The sequence below is a fragment of the Micromonospora haikouensis genome, from assembly GCF_000876225.1.
Taxonomy (GTDB): Bacteria; Actinomycetota; Actinomycetes; order Mycobacteriales; family Micromonosporaceae; genus Micromonospora; species Micromonospora haikouensis.
On record NZ_JXSX01000001.1, the window covers coordinates 513,208 to 530,615 of the forward strand.

At 74.1% G+C, this 17,408-nt stretch carries 15 protein-coding genes; 7 read left to right on the top strand and 8 right to left on the bottom strand.

The annotated features are described in order from the left end of the window. Window positions 1-53: 53 nt before the first annotated feature. The 4 genes from TK50_RS02265 (at window position 54) to TK50_RS02280 (ending at window position 2,627) form a co-directional block, all read left to right on the top strand. Window positions 54-665: a hypothetical protein gene (locus TK50_RS02265; RefSeq protein WP_043961154.1), complete on the top strand. Its 612-nt coding sequence runs from the start codon at window positions 54-56 to the stop codon at window positions 663-665. Between the two features lie 33 nt (window positions 666-698). Beyond that, window positions 699-1,484 (top strand): SDR family NAD(P)-dependent oxidoreductase, encoded by a 786-nt coding sequence (locus TK50_RS02270; protein WP_043961155.1) that lies wholly within the window; start codon window positions 699-701, stop codon window positions 1,482-1,484. Between the two features lie 168 nt (window positions 1,485-1,652). Beyond that, a complete protein-coding gene (pyrE, locus tag TK50_RS02275) occupies window positions 1,653-2,192 on the top strand; it encodes an orotate phosphoribosyltransferase (RefSeq protein WP_043963685.1) in 540 nt (179 codons plus the stop codon). 57 nt (window positions 2,193-2,249) lie between these two features. After that, a complete protein-coding gene (locus TK50_RS02280; protein ID WP_007073957.1) occupies window positions 2,250-2,627 on the top strand; it encodes an ArsR/SmtB family transcription factor in 378 nt (125 codons plus the stop codon). 182 nt (window positions 2,628-2,809) lie between these two features. Here the strand turns inward: TK50_RS02280 and TK50_RS02285 are convergent, their stop codons facing one another. The 5 genes from TK50_RS02285 to TK50_RS02305 form a co-directional block, all read right to left on the bottom strand. Beyond that, the gene (locus TK50_RS02285; protein ID WP_043961156.1) at window positions 2,810-3,682 is read right to left on the bottom strand and encodes a DedA family protein; all 873 of its coding nucleotides are present in this window, start codon (window positions 3,680-3,682) and stop codon (window positions 2,810-2,812) included. A 96-nt stretch (window positions 3,683-3,778) separates the two neighbouring features. After that, complete coding sequence (locus TK50_RS02290) at window positions 3,779-6,301, bottom strand: polynucleotide kinase-phosphatase (RefSeq protein ID WP_043963687.1); 2,523 nt, start codon at window positions 6,299-6,301, stop codon at window positions 3,779-3,781. Beyond that, complete coding sequence (locus TK50_RS02295; RefSeq protein ID WP_144420133.1) at window positions 6,298-7,800, bottom strand: 3' terminal RNA ribose 2'-O-methyltransferase Hen1; 1,503 nt, start codon at window positions 7,798-7,800, stop codon at window positions 6,298-6,300. Before TK50_RS02295 ends, TK50_RS02290 begins: the two co-directional genes overlap by 4 nt. A 116-nt stretch (window positions 7,801-7,916) precedes the next feature. After that, on the bottom strand, window positions 7,917-9,470 hold the full coding sequence (locus tag TK50_RS02300) for an LPXTG cell wall anchor domain-containing protein (protein ID WP_043961157.1): 1,554 nt from the start codon (window positions 9,468-9,470) through the stop codon (window positions 7,917-7,919). A gap of 163 nt (window positions 9,471-9,633) precedes the next feature. Then, on the bottom strand, window positions 9,634-9,846 hold the full coding sequence (locus tag TK50_RS02305) for a hypothetical protein (protein ID WP_043961158.1): 213 nt from the start codon (window positions 9,844-9,846) through the stop codon (window positions 9,634-9,636). A 127-nt stretch (window positions 9,847-9,973) separates the two neighbouring features. Here TK50_RS02305 and TK50_RS02310 point away from each other — a divergent pair, with 127 nt between their 5' ends. Together TK50_RS02310 and fbaA are read left to right on the top strand one after the other, a co-directional pair. Continuing rightward, window positions 9,974-10,357, top strand: a complete 384-nt coding sequence (locus TK50_RS02310) for a phage holin family protein (protein WP_043961159.1) — start codon at window positions 9,974-9,976, stop codon at window positions 10,355-10,357. A 178-nt stretch (window positions 10,358-10,535) separates the two neighbouring features. Continuing rightward, window positions 10,536-11,558, top strand: coding sequence for a class II fructose-bisphosphate aldolase (gene fbaA / locus TK50_RS02315; protein ID WP_043961160.1), 1,023 nt, complete (start codon window positions 10,536-10,538; stop codon window positions 11,556-11,558). Between the two features lie 64 nt (window positions 11,559-11,622). On the opposite strand, the gene TK50_RS02320 is transcribed toward fbaA, so the two are convergent. Further along, window positions 11,623-12,837, bottom strand: a complete 1,215-nt coding sequence (locus TK50_RS02320) for an LOG family protein (RefSeq protein ID WP_199485959.1) — start codon at window positions 12,835-12,837, stop codon at window positions 11,623-11,625. Window positions 12,838-13,161: 324 nt separating this feature from the next. Here TK50_RS02320 and TK50_RS02325 point away from each other — a divergent pair, with 324 nt between their 5' ends. Then, window positions 13,162-13,590, top strand: a complete 429-nt coding sequence (locus TK50_RS02325; protein WP_043961161.1) for a DUF3151 domain-containing protein — start codon at window positions 13,162-13,164, stop codon at window positions 13,588-13,590. 93 nt (window positions 13,591-13,683) lie between these two features. Here TK50_RS02325 and TK50_RS02330 read toward each other — a convergent pair whose 3' ends face one another. Together TK50_RS02330 and TK50_RS02335 are read right to left on the bottom strand one after the other, a co-directional pair. Continuing rightward, a complete protein-coding gene (locus TK50_RS02330; protein ID WP_338390900.1) occupies window positions 13,684-15,744 on the bottom strand; it encodes a MinD/ParA family ATP-binding protein in 2,061 nt (686 codons plus the stop codon). Between the two features lie 583 nt (window positions 15,745-16,327). Further along, the gene (locus tag TK50_RS02335; protein WP_043961164.1) at window positions 16,328-17,383 is read right to left on the bottom strand and encodes a diacylglycerol kinase family protein; all 1,056 of its coding nucleotides are present in this window, start codon (window positions 17,381-17,383) and stop codon (window positions 16,328-16,330) included. Between the last annotated feature and the right edge of the window lie 25 nt (window positions 17,384-17,408).

Sequence of the window (17,408 nt, forward strand, 5' to 3'; positions counted from 1 at the left end):
CCGACGGTCCCTCCGAGTAGGTTCCAACCGGACGCCTACCGGAGGGACTTGTCGTGTCGTACCCCGATCAGGTGCCGGCCCGTCGCCCCGCGGCCGTCGGGCTGGCGGCGGCGGTGCTGCTGCTGATGGCCGCCGGTGCCGTGGCCTCGGCGGTCGCCGCGCTGCTCGTCCTCGGCGGCACCGTCGGGCGGTTCCGGTCGGCGGCGGCCGGCACCTCGGCCGGTGCGGCGGAGGTCGACGACGCGGTCCTCCTGCTGCGCGGCGCGACGATCGCCTCGGCGGTGGTGACGGTGCTGGTGGGCGTCGTGCTGGTCGGCCTGGCGGCCGGGCTGCTCGCCGGCCGGCCCGGGGCCCGGGTGGCGACCTGGGTGGTCTGCGGGCTGGGCGCGCTGTTCGGCTGCTGCGCGGTGGCCGCGCTGGTCGGCCAGCGGGCCGTGCCGCTGCGGCTGTCCGCCGACGACCGGTCCGCCGCCGAGCTGCTGGGCCTCGTCGGCGACGCGTACCCGGAGTTCTGGCTCGCGGCCAACGCCGCGCTTTCGATCGGCCAGGCGCTCGGTTACCTTGTGGTAGCCGCGTTGCTGGTCTCGCCGAGCGCCAGCGCCTGGTTCCGCCGGCGGCACCCCGCGCCGGCACCGACCGCCACCCCGCACCACCCGCCCCGCTGAGGATCGTCCGTGACGCCAGAGCAGGTCCCCGCCATGCGCCGTGCGCTGGTCACCGGCGCGACGGCGGGCATCGGCGCGGAGTTCGCCCGCCGCCTCGCCGCCGACGGCTGGGCCCTGGTGCTGGTGGCACGCGACGCTGCCCGGCTGGCGGAGAAGGCCGCCGAGCTGACGGGCCGGTACGGCCACCCCGTCGAGGTGATCCCGGCGGACCTGTCCACCGCCGACGGCTGCGCCGACGTGGAACGGCGGCTGGCCGGCGACGAGCAGGTGGACCTGCTCGTCAACAACGCCGGGATCAGCCTCAACCAGCCGTTCCTGCGGTCCTCGATGGCCGATGAGTCCCGCCTGCTGGGGCTGAACGTGCACGCGGTGCTGCGGTTGACCCGCGCGGCGGTCGGCCCGATGATCCGGCGGGGCGACGGGGCAGTGATAAATGTCTCTTCGGTCGCCGGCTTCGGTCCCGTGATGCCGGGATCGACGTATCCGGCGAGCAAGGCGTGGGTGACGGCCTTCAGCGAGTCCGTCGACCTCGCGACCCGCCCGCGTGGAGTACGCGTGATGGCCCTCTGCCCTGGTTACACCCGCACCGGCGCGCACGAGCGGATCGGGATCGACATGTCCGGCACGCCCCGCCTGATGTGGCTGACAGCCGAGCAGGTCGTCGACGAAGCCCTGCGTGACCTGCGGAAAGGTCGCACGGTCAGCGTCCCGTCACGGCGTTACAAGCTGGCCGTCGCGGCGGTGCGGCACGCCCCCCGGGGGCTGCTGCGCCGGTTCGCCCGGGACACCCGGGGCCGCGACGACCGTCGCCCCGGCTGACCTGCGGCGCAGCGGCGGCGGACCGTCCCGTTCGGCGGTTCGGCCGACCCGGCCCGGCGAATCGATCGCACAGAGTAGCCGAATATCGCCAACCATCGGTCGCCCGTGGGGCTGACCGGGGTGGACCCCACACACACCTCCCAGACTTGCGCAGTACCCTCTATCGCCATGGGGGACCACGACGACCTGCGTAAATTCATCATCGACCTGGCTGTGGTCCACGGGCGGGTGGTGCTCTCCTCCGGTCGGGAGGCGGACTGGTACGTCGATCTGCGACGTGTCACGCTCCATCACCAGGCCGCTCCGTTGGTCGGTCGGGTGCTGCTCGACCTGACCGCCGACTGGGAGTACGACGCCGTCGGTGGCCTGACCCTGGGCGCCGATCCGGTGGCGCTCTCCATGTTGCACGCCGCGTCGGCGACCGACCGGTCGCTCGACGCTTTCGTCGTCCGTAAGGCGGGTAAGGCTCATGGTCTGCAACGCCGCATCGAGGGGCCGGACGTGGCCGGACGACGGGTACTGGCGGTCGAGGACACGTCGACGACCGGTGGCAGCGTGCTGACCGCAGTAGAGGCGCTGCGCGAGGCCGGAGCCGAAGTAGTGGGTGTGGCGGTTATTGTTGATCGTGGCGCCGGCGACGCGGTGGAAGCCGCCGGACTGCCGTATCGGGCGGCCTATACGTTGGCTGACCTCGGCCTTGTGGCCTAAAAGTTTGCCGATTCGGACTTGCTGATATGCAGGCGGATCGATGCTGCTGGTGGAAGGATGGAATACGTGGGAACTGCGTTGGCTGAAATGACCATGCCTCAGATCTCGCCGCTTGCCGGCGAGCCGATCGAACGCGCCGACGCCGAGCGGCTGGCGGGGGTCCTCAAGGCCCTTGCCGACCCCGCCCGGCTGCGGCTGCTCAGCCTGATCCAGTCGGCCCCCGAGGGCGAAGCGTGCGTGTGCGACCTGACCGCGCCGCTCGGCCTCTCCCAGCCGACGGTCAGCCACCACCTGCGTATCCTCACCGAGGCCGGCTTGCTGGAGCGGGAGAAGCGCGGGGTCTGGGCGTACTACCGGTTGGTGCCGACCGCGATCGCCACGATCGCGGATCTGCTGACCCCGCCGCGTAAGCGGGCCACCAAGAAGGCCCGCTGACGAGGTTCTCCGTTCCGGCCGTCCCGCCTCAGGACGGCATCGGGTGGCGTGCAAGGGGTGGCGCCACCACCGGACGGTGACGCCTGCCCGGGTAACCGGCAGTCGCCTCGTTACTTCATTGCGGCTTGAACGATGGCCGGTCCCGTCGAAACGGGACCGGCCATCGACGTACGCCTTCTCCGTCAGTGGCCCTCGCCGCGCTCCGGCCACCGACCGCCGTCCTGCGGCGGCTGCTGCGGGAACTGCTGCTGCCCGTGCGGGGCCTGACCGTGGTGGTCGTGGTGGTGCTCGACCGTGTCCCGGACGGCCTCCACCGCACCGGCCGCGCTGGCGGCGGCGATCACCGTCATGACCTCGCCCCGCTTGCGGGCCCGCCGGTCGCGGAGGAACTCGAAGAAGATCGGCAGCACCGAGATCAGGATGATCAGCGCGACCACCGGCAGGATGTACCGGTCGATCTTGTCGCCGATCGCGTTGTAGATCTGCTCGGCGAGCAGGTAGCCGATCAGCAGGATGCCGTCCACCCACAGGATCGCCCCGACGACGTTCCACAGGAAGAACTGCTTCGCCGGCATGCCGAGCACGCCGGCCACCGGATTGAGGAACGTGCGGACGATCGGGATGAACCGGGCCAGCACCACGGCCTTGGCCGGGCCGAACTTCCGGAAGTAGTGCTCGGCCTTCTCCACGTACTCCCGCTTGAACAGCCGCGAGTTGGGGCGCTCGAACATGCGCCGGCCGTACCGCGCGCCGAGCCAGTGCCCGAGCTGCGCACCGACGATCGCGCAGATCGGGCCGCCGATCAGCAGCCCGACCAGGGAGAGCCGGGTGCCGTCGCCGAAGATCGCGTCCGCCACCGGCGAGGCGGCGACGCCGGCCAGGAACAGCAGCGAGTCGCCCGGGAAGAAGAAGCCGACGAGCAGCCCGGTCTCGGCGAACAGGATCACCCAGACGCCGATCAGCCCGAAGGTCTGGAGTAGATCCTTCGGATCGAGCGGGTTCAGGGCGACGGTCTCGGAGACCGCCCGTGCCTTCTCTGCTGTGTCCACGGCCACACAGGGTACCGAACCCGGAACCGGTCGCGCTCCGCGCCGCCCCGGACCGGGCCGGCCGCCGCCCGCACCGGCGGGGGTGACCAGCCCGGTCCCGCCTCACAGGCGCGGGTCGACCGGCTCCGACTCGCAGGCCAGGACGGCGAAGACCAGCTCGTGGCGACGCCACAGCGGAGCGCCGTCCGCCAGCGCGGCCAGGGCCGCCAGCCCGAGCGCGTGCTCGCGCAGGGCCAGCCCCCGCTTGCGCCCCAGCGACCGGCGGCGCAGCGCGGCCAACTGCTCCGGCTCGGTGTACCCGGGACCGTAGATGATCCGCAGGTACTCCCGGCCCCGGCACTTGATGCCCGGCTGGAGCAGCGACCCCTTCGGCGACCGGGAGGCCAGCCCCGCGTACGGCTTGACGACCATGCCCTCCCCGCCGGCGGCGGTCAGCGCCAGCCACCAGCCGGTCGCGTCCGCCTCGGCCGAGGCGTCGGCCAGGTCGACGACCCGCCGCCGGGTGACCGTGAAGAACCCCGGGTCGGCGGCGCACAGCCGGTCGGCCAGGTCCAGGTGCCAGCCGTGGTCCCGCTCGACGTGGCTCGCCCCGGCGGAGGCGAGCACCGCGAACGGGGCGAGGGTCACCCCGGCCAGCCCGTCCGTCGGCGCCACGTACGCCCGGTACGCCGCCGAGTACGCCTCGACGTCCGCCCGGCGGGCCGCCATCCGCGCCCGCAGGTCGCCCACCGGCAGCCCCCGCCCGGCCGCCGCGTCCAGGGTGGCCAGCACCGCCGGCAGGGCCGCGCGGCCCGCCGCGCCCACGCTCGCGTACTGCTCGCGGATCAGCCCGCCCGCCTTCGCCGACCAGGGCAGCAGCTCGCAGTCGAGCAGCAGCCAGTCGGTGTCCAGCTCCGCCCAGAGCCCCGCCACGCCGACCGCCGCCCGGACCCGGCCCAGCAGCTCGCCGTCCAGCGGCGGGCCGAAGAACGGTCGGCCCGTGCGGGTGTGCACCACCCCGCCGCCCGGCCCGAACGGGCCGCCGTCGGGGTCGCGGCAGACCAGCACCACCGCCCGCGAGCCCATGTGCTTCTCCTCGCACACCACCCGGTCGACGCCGGCCGCCCGGTAGTCGGCGAACGCCTGCGCCGGGTGCTCCAGGAACCCGTCGGCCGTGGCCGTGGAGCAGGGCGCCATCGTCGGCGGCAGCCAGGTCAGCCAGCGCGGGTCCACGGCGAACCGGCTCATCACCTCCAGCGCGGCGGCGGCGTTCTCCGCCGGCACGGTCAGCGTCCCGTACGCGTGCTCGACGTGCCGCCGCCCGGTCACGTCGCGCAGGTCCAGCACCGCGTCCGGGCGGGCCGGGGCGGGCGCGACCAGCGGGCGGGCCGGGGCGTACCACTCCTTGACCGCCGGGACGGAGACCAACTCCTTCTCCGGGTACCGCAGCGCCGTCAGCTTCCCGCCGAACACGCAGCCGGTGTCGACGCAGATCGTGTTGTTCACCCACTCCGGCTCCGGGGTGGGCGTGTGCCCGTACACGACCATGGCCGAGCCCCGGTAGTCGCGTGCCCACGGGTAGCGCACCGGCAGGCCGTACTCGTCGGTCTCGCCCGTGGTCTCCCCGTACAGCGCGAACGACCGGACCCGGCCCGACGCGCGGCCGTGGTATTCCTCCTTGAGCCCGGCGTGCGCGACGACCAGCCGGCCGCCGTCGAGCACGAAGTGGCTGACCAGGCCGTCCACGAACGTCGCGACCTCGGCCACGAACGCCGGGTCCTCCGCGTCGAGCTGGGCCATCGTCTCGGCCAGGCCGTGGGTGAGCCGCACGTCCCGGCCGCGCAGCCTGCGCAGCAGCTTCTGCTCGTGGTTGCCCGGCACGCAGATCGCGTGGCCGGCCGCCACCATGCCCATCACCAGGCGGAGCACCCCGGGGGAGTCCGGGCCGCGGTCCACCAGGTCACCGACGAAGACAGGGGTACGACCAGCCGGGTGCACCGCGTCCACCGGGCGGCCCGCGTCGTCGCGGCGCAGCACGTAGCCCAGCCGGAGCAGCAGCGCCTCCAGCTCCTCGCGGCAGCCGTGGACGTCGCCGACGATGTCGAACGGGCCGGTCAGCTCCCGCCGGTCGTTGAACAGCTTCTCGTAGCGGATCTGCGCCGCGTCGATCTCGTCGACGCCGCGCAGCACGTGCACCTTCCGGAAGCCCTCCCGGGCCAGCCGCCCGTACGACTGCCGCAGGTCCCGCTGCATCCGGGTCAGCACCTGCCGGCCGTGGGTGCGGTCGGCCCGCCCCTGCGTGCGCTCCCACGCCACCGCCTCCGGCACGTCCAGCACGATCGCCACCGGCAGCACGTCGTGCTCGCGGGCCACCCGGACCAGCCCGGCCCGGGCGTGCGGCTGGAGGTTGGTGGCGTCCACGACGGTGAGCAGCCCCCGCCGCAGCCGGATCCCCGCCACGTGGTGCAGGGCGTCGAACGCGTCGGCGGAGGCCGACTGGTCGTTCTCGTCGTCGGCGACCATCCCTCGGAAGGCGTCGGAGGAGAGCACCTGGCTCGGCGCGAAGTGCCGCCGGGCGAAGGTGGACTTGCCGGAGCCGGAGACGCCGACCAGCGCCACCAGGGCCAGCTCGGGAATCTCGATCATCGGGCTGCCTCCTTCGTCGTCGTCTCGGTGGTCGTCGGTTCGGCGGTCGTCCCCGGCTCGGCGGTCGTCGTCGTCCCGGTGGTGCGGAACACGGCGAGCTGGGTGGGCGGGCCCACCTCCGGGTCGTCGTCGCCGACGCCCCGGATCTGCGCCGCGTAGCCGTACGTCGCCGCGACCCGGTCCACCCAGGCCGCGAACTCGGCCCGGGTCCACTCGAAGCGGTGGTCGGCGTGCCGGAACCGGCCCGCGCCCAGCCCCTCGTAGCGGACGTTGTGCTCCACGTTCGGCGTGGTCACCACGACCGTCGCCGGCCGGGCGTGGCCGAACACGGCGTCCTCCAGCGCCGGCAGGCGCGGCGGGTCGACGTGCTCGACCACCTCCATCAGGACCGCCGCGTCGTACCCGCGCAGCCGGTCGTCCCGGTAGGTCAGGGCGGACTGCCACAGCCGGATCCGGTCCCGCTGCCGCTCCGGCAGCCGGTCCAGCCGCAGCCGGCGGGCCGCCAGCGTCAGCGCGTGCGCGGACACGTCCGTGCCGACGACCTCCGTGAACCGTCGGTCGCCCACCAGGGCGGACAGCAGCGCGCCGGGACCGCAGCCGAGGTCCAGCACCCGGGTCGCCCCGCTCGCCACGAGCGCGGCGAGCACCGCCTCCCGGCGGCGCAGCGCCAGCGCCGGCCGGCGCGGGACCTCCGCGCGCTCCTCCTCGGCCACGCTGTCGGTGGGCGGCTCCTCGGCCAGCCGCTGCTCGGCGAGACGGGCCATCGCCTCCCCCGCGAGGGCGCGGCGGTGGGCCAGGTAGCGGCGGGTGATGGTGGCCCGCTCCGGGTGGTCGGCGAGCCAGCCCGCACCGGCCCGGAGCAGCTTGTCGATCTCGTCCGGGGCGACCCAGTAGTGCTTCGCGTCGTCGAGGACGGGCAGCAGCACGTACAGGTGGTTGAGGGCGTCGGCGAGCCGCAGCGTGCCGGTGAGCGTCAGGTCGACGTACCGGCTGTCGCCCCACTGCGGGTGCGCCTCGTCGAGCGGGATCGGGGTGGCCGTCACGGCCCAGCCCAGCGGGGCGAACACCCGGGCCGCCAGGTCGCCGCCGCCCCGGCAGCGCAGCACGGGGACCCGGATCTCCAGCGGGATCGGCGCGGCGGCCAGCTCCGGGCGGTCCCGGGACTCGCCGCGCAGGGCCGAGCGGAACACCTTGGCCAGCGCCGAGGCCAGCAGGCTCGACGCGGCGTACGGCCGGTCGTTGACGTACTGGCCGAGGGTGAAGGTGTCCGGGGTGGCCGCCTGCCGGTGGCCCCGGCCCCTGCCGTGCCCGCCGGCCAGTCGCAGCGGGTCGACGTCGACGAGCAGGGCGGCGGTGCAGCGCTGCTCGTCGGCCTCCGGGTAGAGCACGTGCGCCGCGCCGACGGGCAGCTCGAAGGAGTGCATCCGGTCCGGATGCTTGACGAGCAGGTAGCCGAGGTCGGTGGCGGGGCGGTGCGTCGTGGTGAGGGTGAGCAGCACGGCCCCATGGTGTCAGGGGCCTCGATCTTGCGTCGTCCGCTTTTCGTTGTGTGGCTGGTTGCGGGTGGGGCTCCCCGGAAACCCTTCGTGGTGCCGTGCTTGGGGATGCTTCTCGGTCAGGCGACGAAGTGGGTGCGGCGGCGCTTGGCCAGCAGGTAGCCGCCGACTCCGGCCACCAGGAGCAGGCCGCCGATGCCGACGATCAGCCCGGTGGAGGTGCCGGTGATCGGCAGCGTGCCGCCCCCGCCGCCGCTGCTGTCGGCGTTGACCACGATCAGGGCGCGGTCGTTGGCCGGCTTGAGGTCGTCCCGGAAGCCGCCCTCGCACTCGCACTTCGCGTTGACCAGGATCGTGCCCTGGGCGTTCGGCACGACCTTGTCGATGCGCAGCCGGAAGTCGCCGGTCGACGTCTCGCCGGCCACGGAGATCGTGTCGGCGAGACAGCGGTACGCGCGGGCCCCCGGCTTGCCGAAGTCGCCCCAGTCGGTGCCGTTGCCGCTGCGCGGGGCGCACTCGGCGGGAACCTCGACGGCGGTGGTGCCGGCCGGCACGTCGACGTCCAGGTAGGTCACGGACATGTCGCCGCGGATGTAGTTGAGCGTCGCCGGGCCGTTGTTGCGGAAGCCGACGGTCGCGGTGACCACCGCGCCGGCCGCGCCCTCGACCGTGTCGCCGATCGCCTCCAGGTCGGTGCCGTTCTTACCAGTGACCGTGATGTTCCACGAGGTGTAGTTGTTGCCCCGGTCGGTGTCGGTCTGGGCGGCCGCCGCCCGCAGCTTCTGCGGGGCGTCGCGCAGGGTCAGCTTCGCGGACCCGGTGCCACGCGCGGCGGCGCGGGCGCCCGCGTCCTCGCGCAGCCCGAACAGGTCCTCGAAGTCCGCGTACGTCATGAACTCGGCGTTGCCGTACTGGCGGCCCGGCGCGTAGGTGTCCTTGCCGAGCTGGTAGTTCAGCGTCGTGGTGCGCCCCTCGCCGGCCGGGATCTCCTCGTCGAACTGGCAGGCGAGCAGGTGGTCCTCGACGTAGAGGCAGTTGCTGAACCGCTCCTTGGTGCGGATCGAGTAGTCCAGGTCGAAGAACGCCACCACGCCCTCGACGGCCTTCTCGCCGACGTTGACCACGGTCAGCGGGGCCTCGAACGAGCCGCCCGGCGCGGCGCTCAGCTTGCTGTCCGGGCCGCCCGCCAGGTCGACGCCCTCGCCGATGCGGATCCGGGACGTGTAGCTGCCGCGCTGCTTGCCGGCCACCTGGAGGCTGATCTTCAGCTCGCCGGAGTCGCCGAGCTTCGCCTTGTCGGTGGGCGCGATGAGCACCGGTTCGGTCTGTTCGCCGTAGACCTCGTCGAGGGGCACCTCGAAGGTCTCGGCGCAGACCAGGACGCCCGCCTCCGGGGCGGTGCACTGCGCGTTCCCGTCGTCGGCCAGGGTGACCTTTCCGGCGAGCGAGCGGTAGTCGTACCGCACCGTGACGTCGGGGAGCACTGCCGGCTGATCGGCGAACAGCCGCAGGGCCTGCGACTTGCCCGGCGAGTCCGCCGCCAGGGTGGTGTCCTGGAAATAGAGCTCGATGTCGGCCGCGGGCGCGGCGACGGCGGGGCTGGCGGAGGCGGCGACGAGCGCGCCTGCGACGCCGAGCCCGGCTAGCCAGCGCCGGGTCGGATGCTTGAGCATGGAGGGTTCCTCCCCGTGAGGGTGCAGGTGGAGCCCGTGGATCTTAAGGATTCCTTAAGGCGGCAGGTCAACCCGTTCCGTCGATCTTTCCCGGAACGGGCCGAACGGCTGACCAGGTCTGCCGCAACGTCCGGCGGCCCCGGCGTCCCGGGGTCGGCTCCGATCAGCGGTAGTCGTCCTCGTCGCCCGCGACGATCCGGGCCTGCTCCATGGCGTCCCAGTCGCCGACCTCCAGGCCCCGGCTCGGCTCGCCCTCGCTGTCGGCCGGGTCGGTGGAGGCGGCCTGCTCCACGGCGTCGGCCGCCGGGGCCTCCGGGTCCCGCTCCTCCGGCGCGAGGTGGTCGCTCGGGGTGAAGTCCTCGTCGGGCTGACCCATCGTCCCTCCCTGAATCGGCGGAAAGCTACCCACACCGTACGGGCTGGCCGGGGCTGCCGCTCGGTGGCGGGGGTGGAGTCGGCGGATTCCCTCCTCCGGATCGGGCCGGCGGTGCCAGGATGGTGCCGTGGGCTTCCTGATCCGGCTGGCGATCACCGCGATCGCGTTGTGGATCACCACGCTGATCGTGCCCGGCGTCGACGTGGGTGGCCGCAGTGGCGGCAACACCGCGCTGACCCTGGTGGCGGTGGCGTTGATCTTCGGCGTGGTCAACGCGGTGCTCAAGCCGGTGATCAAGGTGGTGGGCTGCGTCTTCTACCTGCTGACCCTGGGGCTGTTCGCGCTGGTGGTCAACGCGCTGCTGTTCCTGCTGACCGACTGGATCGCCCGGCACCTGGACCTGCCGTTCCGGGTGGAGGGTTTCTGGCCCGCCTTCTGGGGGGCCATCGTCATGGCGGTGGTGACCTGGCTGATCAGCGTCGCCGTGCCGGACAGCCTGGCGGACCGGTGAGGCTCCGACCGGGTGCCGCCGGGCCTTGCGGGCGGCCCGCGCGGCGGCCGGCCATGGGCCGGTTTCGTCCGTGGCCACCTCCTGCGGGATACTTCCGGCGGAGGACAGCGCGGTCCGGCGCACCCACGGAAGACAGCGGCCGGTGACGGCCGACAGCGGTAAGTAAGGAGCGTTCGACATGCCCATCGCTTCCCCCGAGGTCTACGCGGAGATGCTGGACCGCGCCAAGGCGGGCCGGTACGCGTACCCCGCGATCAACGTGACGTCCTCGCAGACGCTGAACGCGGCGCTCAAGGGCTTCGCCGACGCGGAGAGCGACGGCATCATCCAGGTCTCCACCGGCGGCGCGGAGTACCTGTCGGGTCCGTCCGTGAAGGACATGGTCACCGGCGCGGTGGCGTTCGCCGCGTATGCGCACGAGGTCGCCAAGAAGTACCCGGTCAACGTCGCGCTGCACACCGACCACTGCCCGAAGGACAAGCTGGACAAGTTCGTCCGGCCCCTGATGCAGATCTCCAAGGAGCGGGTCGCCGCCGGCCAGGAGCCGCTGTTCCAGTCGCACATGTGGGACGGCTCGGCCGTGCCCGTGGCGGAGAACCTGGAGATCGCCGCCGAGCTGCTCGACCGGGCCGCCGAGGCCAAGATCGTCCTGGAGATCGAGGTCGGCGTCGTCGGCGGCGAGGAGGACGGCGTCGAGAACGCCATCAACGACAAGCTCTACACCACCGTCGAGGATGGCCTGGCCATGGTCGAGGCGCTCGGCCTGGGCGAGAAGGGCCGCTACATGGCGGCGCTGACCTTCGGCAACGTGCACGGCGTCTACAAGCCGGGCAACGTGAAGCTCCGGCCGGAGATCCTGAACAACATCCAGGAGGCCGTCGCCGCCAAGTACGGCAAGGAGAAGCCGCTCAGCCTGGTCTTCCACGGCGGCTCCGGCTCGCTGCTGTCCGAGATCCGCGAGGCGCTGGACTACGGCGTGGTGAAGATGAACATCGACACCGACACCCAGTACGCCTTCACCCGGCCCGTCGCCGACCACATGTTCCGCAACTACGACGGCGTGCTGAAGATCGACGGCGAGGTCGGCAACAAGAAGCAGTACGACCCGCGCACCTGGGGCAAGCTCGCCGAGGCCGGGCTCGCCGCCCGCGTCGTCGAGGCCTGCGAGCACCTGCGCTCCACCGGCACCAAGATCAAGTAACCCCCGCTGTTAGGAAGGGCCCCTTGTCATCGCCCAGGCGATGACAAGGGGCCCTTCCTTGCACCTAGCCCGCCGTCAGGACGCGGACCGCCTCGTGCACGTCGTCGGTGAGGTGCACCGTGCCCGACAGGTCGCCGAACGGCGAGGCGGCCAGCAGCGGGCGCAGCAGCGACTCCACCGGCAGCTCCGTCGTCCAGTACGCCCGGTCGAGGAAGACGTACGCGCCGCTCGCCCCGTCCGTGCCGTAGTAGGTCTTCGTCGCCGCCTGGAACACCTCCTGCACCGTGCCGGCCCGGCCGGGCGCGAAGACGATCCCGCCCCGGGCCAGCCGCAGGATGGTGTCCTCCCGGATGGCGTTCGAGAAGTACTTCGCGATCCGCCCCGCGAACAGGTTCGCCGGCTCGTGCCCGTAGAGCCACGTGGGGATGGCCAGCCCGCCGGCCCGCGCCCAGCCCAGATCCAGGTTGAGGTCCGGGTCGCGCTGCCGGGGCACCGCCGGGGCGTACCGCACCCGGACCTCCAGGGCGGCGGACGTGTACCGGTCGTGGTCGGTGAAGTCCGGCGCGGTCGCGAGCAGGTCGATCGCCGCCGTCAGCTCCCCGGCCGGCCGGGTCGACAGGTACGCGCCCAGGTTCGCCGCCTCCATCACGCCCGGCCCGCCGCCGGTCACCACCAGCCGGTCGGCCCGCGCCAGCTCCCAGCCCAGCACCGCCGCCATCCGGTACGGCACGCTGCCCCGGCGCACCGCGTGCCCGCCCATCACGCCCACCACGGACTGCGGCCCGTGCGCTGCCAGCCAGGCTCGGGTGGCGTCGACCAGCGCGTTGTCCACGCCGTGGTCGTGCAGCCGCTGGCCGAGCGCCTCCTTCACCTCCGGCAGCGCCCCGCCGTGCGCCCGGAAGTGCTCGTACACCCGGGTGTCGTACATGCCGGCGAAGCCGCCCTCGGCGAACCCGGCGGCCAGGTCCTCCGGGGTGTACAGGTGCGACGGCTGGGTCGGGTACGGCAGCCCGGAGAAGGGCGGCACCACGTTCGCGCCGCGCCGGACCAGGTCGGCGCCCACCTCGCGGGAGGCGAACCGGCAGCCGACGAAGAGGGTGCCCGTCACCTCCGTCGCGCTCAGGTCGGGGACCGGGTCGACGTCGAGGCGCAGGCCCTGCACGGTCAGCCCGGCCAGGCTTCCGCCGGCCAGCCGCTGTTCGAACGCGCTGCGGGTCTCGATCTCGGTGGCGCTGGTGTCGTGCGGGGAGAGCACGTCCGCGGGAGGTGGGGTCGGCACGACGCCATCCTGCCCACCCGGGTCAACCCCGCAAACCATCTGTACGCACAGGAGCCCGGCGGCGAGGCCACCGGGCTCCTGCTCCAACCGGGTCCTGGGGAGGCTCCGGACCAATAGTTGTAGTGGAAAACATCACCCGTCGGCATGGGCCGCAGGTCCGGCCCCGGGAACCGCAGGTCCGGCCGGGGCGAACCGCAGGTCCGGCCATCGTGGACCGCAGGGTCGGTGCCACGACCACAGGCGTGACGAAAGCCTCAACCGTTCAGGTGGCCGGGTCTGCGGACCCCCTCGCGCGGCGCAGAGCGAAGCGGGTTGAATGGGACGATGCAGAACCTGTTGCCTGAGCCACCGGCCACCCTCCTGCCGGCCCACGACGAGGCCGACACCGCCCTGGCCGCCGCCAAGGAGGCCGGCACCGACGAGGCGTACGCCGAGGTCGCGGCCCGCTTCCCGACCTACAGTGCGGGCTGGGGTGCGCTCGCGAGCCGGGCCCTGGCCGACGGCCAGGTCGTCCCCGCGTACGCCTACGCCCGGACCGGATACCACCGGGGCCTCGACCAGCTGCGCCGCAGCGGCTGGAAGGGCCACGGCCCGGTGCCCTGGTCGCACGCGCCGAACCGGGGCTTCCTGCGCTGCCTCTACGTGCTCTCCCGGGCCGCCGGCGAGATCGGCGAGGCGGACGAGGCCGCGCGCTGCGCCCAGTTCCTGCGCGACTGCGACCCGGCCGCCGGGGACGCCCTGGCCAGCGCCTGACCCCTCCCGAGCAGGTGCGGCGGCCGGTCCGACACCCGTCGGGCCGGCCGCCGCGCTGATCGGGGCCCCGCCCCGGTCGGAGCCGGGTGCCGGTCAGAGCCCCTCGGCGACCGATGCGGCGATCTTCAGCCAGGCGTCGCGGGTGGCCGACGAGAGCTGCCCGTACCGGATCGGCTCGCCGGTGTCGATCAACCGCTCGTACGGGGCGAGCAGCACCGCCCTGGTCCGGGCCGCGAAGTGCTCCTGGATGGCGGGCAGGTCGATCTCCTTGCGCGAGGGCGGCATCGACACCACCGTCACCGCCTGCCGGACCAGCCGGTGCCGGCCGCTCTGCTCCAGGTGGTCGAGCATCCGGGCGGCCGTCTCCGCCGAGTCGTTACGGGCCGACATGGTCACCACGAGCTGGTCGGTGGCGTCCATCGCGGCCTGCCAGTTCTGCGCCCGGACGTTGTTGCCGGTGTCCACGAAGATCAGCTTGTAGAACCGGCTGACCACCTCCCGGATCTCGGCGAACGCCGACGCGGTGAGCATCTCCCCGCCGGTGGCCGACTCGTCCGAGGCGAGCACGTCGAACATGCCCTCGCCCTGCGAGCGGACGTACTGCGACAGGTCGCCGACCCGCCCGTGCGCGCCCTGGAACTGGCCGAGGTCGCGCAGCATGTCCCGCACCGTGCGGGAGTGGAAGTCCTGCTGGGCGCGCATCCCCAGGGTGCCCTGGGTCTCGTTGTTGTCCCAGGCCAACACGTACCCGCCGCGCTTCTGGCCGAAGGTCATGGCGAGCAGCAGGATGGCCACGGTCTTGCCCGCGCCGCCCTTCGGGTTGACCACGGTCACCTGGCGCAGCCCGCCGAAGTTGCGACGCACCATCTCGATGTCGCGGCGCATCTCCTGCTCCTGCCGCCCCGGCGGGAGCTTGATCAACCCCGTCTTGTTCACCACGGCCCGTACGCCCATCGTGGCCACCGGGTCGGCCGGGCGCACCTGCCGGCGGCGGGCGAAGTCCTCTGCGGTCGGCGCGATCCCGGTGTCGGGCGTCCACGCCGGTTCCGGGTACCCCGGCGGCACCCGGGTCACCCCGTCGGCCTGCCGGTACGGCGGCTGCGGCACCGGTGCCACCGGCTGCTGTGCCACGGGAGACGGGGGCTGCGGCGGCCAGCCCGGTGGGTACCACCCGGACGTGGCCGGCTGCCCGGGCCCGGGTTGCCCCGCGACCGGGTGGCCCTGTTCGGGGTGACCCTGGTCGGGATGCCTCGGGCCCGGCGGGGCCGCGTCGGGGCGGGGCGGGGCGGGCGGCGGTTGCTGCTGGCCGGGACCCCATCCCGCCGTTGCCTCGCCCGCCGTGGCCGGATAGCCCCCCGCGTACGGGTCGACCGGCCCGGCCGCAGCCCCGGCGACGGCCGGCGGGTACGGGGTGGGGGCCAGCGGCCCGGGCGGGTTCATCACCGGCGGGAACGGCCCGGGTGGCTGCGGTGGCGCTGCCTCGACCGGGCGCGGCACCCCGTCGACCGGCTGCGGCGGCCCGGGCCGTGTGGCCGTGTCGACGGGCTCCGGTGCCACCACGGCTGGCTGCGGCGGTGCGGGTCGTGGGACCGTTTCGGCCGGCTGCGGCGGTGCGGGTCGGGCCGCCGCCTCGGTCGCCCGCGCCGCTGCGGGTCGCTGCGGCGGCAGCGCCCACGGCGACTCGGCCACCCGCCCACCACCGTGCGAGGCCGTGCCGCCCGTCTCGCCATGCGAGGTCGTGACGGCCGCTCCGCCGTTCGACGTGCCGTGCGACGCCGTGGCAGCCGCCCCGCCCGAGCCGTCCGCCGCGTCGGTACCGCCCGGCCCCTCCGCGCCGCCGGCCGTACCGTTGCTGCCCGCGCCGTTGCTGCCCGCGCCCGTGTTCCCGGCCGCTGACACGGCCGGTGCCGCCACGGGCCCGACCGCCGTCACGCCCGGTGCCACCGGGACCGGCCCGGCGGCCGACGTCCCGTCGGCGGTCCGAAAGGTCCCGGCAGCCGTCGGCTGCTCCGACGCCACCGCGTCGCCCGGCGACCCGTTCCCCTCGCCGGGTAGCGGCCCGGGCGACGCCTGCGGGTCCAGGGTGAAGGGCAGGTGCAGGTCGACCGGACCCGGCGCCGGCTGTCCGGCCCGGGGAGCCGGCACCCCGCCCATGGCGGGCGGCGCCCAGGCGGTCTCCGCCGGGACCGGGGCGGGACCGCCCGCGCCGTGCGTGCCCCAGGTGTCGGGCCCGTCCGTGCCGTGCGTGGCCCAGGTGCCGGGCCTGTCCGTGCCGTGCGCGGCCCAAGCGTCGGGGCCCGGCCCGCCCTGCTCCGGGCCCGTCGCCGCGGGCGCTTCGCCCTGCGGACCGGCCACCTGGTACGGCGCGTAGGTGCTCGGCGTTGCTCCCAGCGACGGGTAGGCGTCGGAGGCGACGAACGACGGCTCGGTGTCCTCCTGGTACGGCACGGGACCCGCCGCGGCTGTCATGGCCCATGCCGGAGCGGAGCCGCCCCGCCCGGGATCGGTCGCTTCCGGCGGCCAGAGCGGTTCGATGTCCCGCTCCGGCACCGGCTGCTGGCCGGGCACGTGGACCCGGTCGGCGTTGTCGTCCACGCGGTTCCTCCCAATTCCTCCTGCCGAGGATAGGCCCCGGAGCCGAGCCGCCGGGATCGACGCGGGTCTCCGCCGGCGTTCCCGGCGCGCCGGTCTCCGCCGGCGGTGCCACGGTGCCGACGGCCGACCGGGGGTGCGCCGGTCAGGCCGCGTAGACCGCCCAGGCCGCAGGCTCGACCCACCAGGACCGCTTCCGGCTCAACTCGCCCTCGACCCCGTCGTCGAGGTACGGCACCCGCTCGTCACGCGGCACGACGGCCACCGCGCGCCCCCGCGCGCGGCGCACCTCGAACCGCACCCGTTTCCTACCCAACGTCGAGCGGGTCACCACGGGAACGGCCACCGCCACTTCCACCAGCCCGTCCGTCGGGTCGCCGGTGGTGAGCAGCGGCAGCCCGTCGAGCCGGGCGTACCCGGCCGCGTTGCCGATCGCGCAGGCCAGCAGCGGATCGTCGCCGGCCGAGAGCACGGCGTCGTCCACCTCGACGCGCCCCCGCCAGTGCAGCGGCCGGCCGGCGTCGTCGGCGGCGCCGATCAGCGCGCCGTCCAGGGTCACCGAGCCGCCGTCGTTGCGCAGCAGGTCCAGCCGCCGGACGGTGCCGTCCAGCACCGCGGCGGCCACCGCCGCCGGGTCGCGCGGCAGGCCGAGCTGCGCGGCCAGGTCGCGCTGCCCGCCGGCCCGGGCCGGATCGAGCGGGAGTACGCCCACCGGCGGCAGGTCCGGCACCGTACGGTTGCCGGGCAGGTCGGCCGGGCGGCGGCTGGGCGGTGGGGCGTACCGCCGGACGAGCCGGCGCACGACGGCGCGCAACTGGCCGTCGCTGGCCGTGGCGACGACCAGCCGGGTCTTCGAGTCCGGGTCGGGCCAGGTGAGCCCGTCGGGGCGGGGCGGGCCGTCGAGCCGGGCGAGCACCTCGTCGATCTCCGCGTCCGAGCGGGCGGTGACCGTCTCCACCCGGGCGCCCCGGGCGGTCAGGGCGTCCGCGCAGGCCAGCACCGGCACCCGGGGGGTCTCGCACCGCTGCTCGGCCGGGGCGTGACCGTCGTCACCGGTCGCACCGGCATGGGTCGCCCCGCCGCCGCTCGCTGCGTCACCGGTTGCGCCGTCCTCGCCGCCGCAGCAGGCGCCGCCGCTGCCGCAGGCCCCGCCGGGAGCGTCCCGCTCCGAGCCGAGGGTGAGCAGCACCACGTCGTACACGAAGGAGCCTCCTGCCTGTCGACGA